Raw genomic sequence first — 2,327 nt, forward strand, 5'->3', positions numbered from 1 at the left:
GGGCATGCCCCCCGCACATCGGCGGCGGTCAAAGCACCCCACCTGCAATCCCAAAACGGAAGGGGCAGGCAGGTGATCACACTGGGAGAGATCGTCTTGATCCACGATTTGAAGCGGCAGGGGCTCAGCGTCTCGGCCATCGCGCGCAAGCTCGGGATGGACCGCAAGACGGTGCGCAAGCACCTTGAGGTCGGCATGGCGTCGCCAGCCTACAGCCCGCGCGCCGCGCAGCCTCGGTTGATCGCGCCGTACGAGGATTACCTGCGCGCCCGCATCACGGCCTGGCCGGACCTGTCGGGCAAGCGGCTTTTGCGCGAGTTGAAGGAGCGCGGCTACCCTGGCTGCTACAGCGTCGTCACTGACTTTCTGCGCGACGCCCGGCCGGCAAGGGCGCAGGTCTTCGAACGCCGCTTCGAGACCGCCGCTGGCAAGCAAGCGCAGGTCGACTTCGCCCAGTTCCGGGTGGAGTTCACCGATCAGCCCGGGGTCGCGCGCATCCTGTGGCTGTTCACGATCATCCTCGGGCACAGCCGCTGGATCTGGGGCCGGTTCTGCGCGACGCAGGATCTGCAGACCGTCCTGCGCTGCCACATCGACGCCTTCGCCGCCATGGACGGTGCTCCGTCCGAGCTGCTGTACGACCGCATGAAGACGGCGGTGATCGGCGAGGACGCAAATGGCGTCGTCCAGTACAACGCCTCCCTCGTCGCGCTGCTCAACCACTACGGCGCCATACCCCGCGCCTGTCGGCCCTATCGGGCCAAGACGAAGGGCAAGATCGAACGGCCCTACCGCTACGTGCGGCAGGACTTCTGGCTCGCGCGCGGCTTCCGCAACCTCGACGATCTCAACGCCCAGTTCGACCACTGGCGCACCCGGATCGCCAATCCCAGGGTGCACGCCACGACGCGCCGCGTCGTCGACGAGCACTTCGCCGAGGAGAAGCCGGCGCTGATCGCGCACCCCGCCATCCCCTACAGCGCGGTGCTGACCATCGAGCGGCGCGTCAGCCGCGAGGGCATGGTCTCGGTCGGCGGCAATCTCTACAGCGTCCCCGACACCGCCCGAAAGCGCGTCCTCGACGTGCAGAACCACCCCAGCGAAGTGCGCATCTTCGAGGACGGCGCGCTGATCGCGGCCCATCCGGTTTTGGAGGGCAAGAACCAGCGCCGCGTCGATCCCGCTCATCGCAAGGCGCCGCCGCCCGCTGCGCTTGATGCGCCGCCGCAGACAAGCGTCGGCGTCAGGCCGCTCAGCTTCTACGACGCGGTCGCCCGTCGCCTGGCCAGCGAAGGCGCCGCGCGATGACCCAGACGCTCGACCGCATCCGAGCCAGCCTCGTCGGCCTGCGCATGCCCTGCGCGCTGGAGGCGCTCGATCACACCATGCGCCAGCTGGAGCGCGGCGAGATCGGCGCGCTGGAGGCCATCGACGCGCTCCTGGCTGAAGAGCACGCCACCCGTGAGACCCGCCGCATCGGCGTCTCGCTCAAGACGGCCAGGCTGACGCCACCGAAGACGCTCGAGAGCTTCGACTTCACCTTCCAGCCCTCGCTCGATCGCGGCCGCATCATGGCGCTCGCCCAGCTCGACTTCGTCGCCCGCGCCGAGGTCGTGCATTTCCTCGGCCCACCCGGAACAGGAAAATCCCACCTCGCGACCGCGCTCGGCGTCGCCGCAGTGAAGGCCGGCCGGAGGGTCTATCGCGCCACGCTGGCCGAGCTGATCGAGGCGCTCGGCCGCGCCGAGCGCGAGGGCCGCCTGATCGAGAAGATCCGCTTTCTCGGTCGCAGCAGCCTGCTCATCGTCGACGAGATCGGCTACCTGCCGATCACGCCCGGCGGCGCCAATCTCTTCTTCCAACTCGTCAACGCCCGCTACGAGAAGGGTGCGATGATCCTTACCTCGAACCGCGGCTTCGCCGAATGGGGGGAGGTGTTCGGCGATCCCGTCGTGGCCACCGCGCTGCTCGACCGGCTTCTGCATCACGCCGTCGTCGTCCAGATCGAGGGCGCCAGTTACCGCCTTCGAGCCCACACCGACCTCATCCCTGAGCACACGCGCTCGCACGCCGCCATCACCCCGCCGCCGCCACCAAAACGACGCGGCCGGCCGCCAAAAATCGGAGCCGCGCATGCCTGATCCCCGCTGACAGGAAATCCCGAAAGTGGGGAATTTTCACTCGGCACTTCTGGGGATTTTTCATTCGGCATTTACACGCGCTGCTCTACCAGATCGAGAAGACCGTGCGCGCCAAGGAGTCCTCCTTGCGCCTGGCTGCCCGGCGCGAACACGCGGCGCCAGTCATCGCCGCACTCAAGCCCTGGC

At 68.0% G+C, this 2,327-nt stretch carries 2 protein-coding genes; both read left to right on the top strand.

Features of this window, described 5'->3' with window-relative positions:
* Nucleotides 1-72: 72 nt before the first annotated feature.
* Nucleotides 73-1,308 carry an IS21 family transposase gene (gene istA / locus H0W40_RS19900; protein WP_292449659.1) on the top strand — a complete coding sequence of 412 codons (1,236 nt, stop codon included), beginning with the start codon at nucleotides 73-75 and terminating at the stop codon, nucleotides 1,306-1,308.
* Nucleotides 1,305-2,141: an IS21-like element helper ATPase IstB gene (gene istB, locus H0W40_RS19905; protein WP_292449657.1), complete on the top strand. Its 837-nt coding sequence runs from the start codon at nucleotides 1,305-1,307 to the stop codon at nucleotides 2,139-2,141. Before istA ends, istB begins: the two co-directional genes overlap by 4 nt.
* The last annotated feature ends 186 nt before the right edge of the window (nucleotides 2,142-2,327 follow it).

It is taken from the genome of Methylibium sp. (assembly GCF_013817345.1).
Taxonomy (GTDB): Bacteria; Pseudomonadota; Gammaproteobacteria; order Burkholderiales; family Burkholderiaceae_C; genus Methylibium.

Excerpts from the sequence above, each read along its gene's own strand:
- istB (WP_292449657.1), top strand. The coding sequence starts at position 1,305 with ATGACCCAGACGCTCGACCGCATCCGAGCCAGCCTCGTCGGCCTGCGC.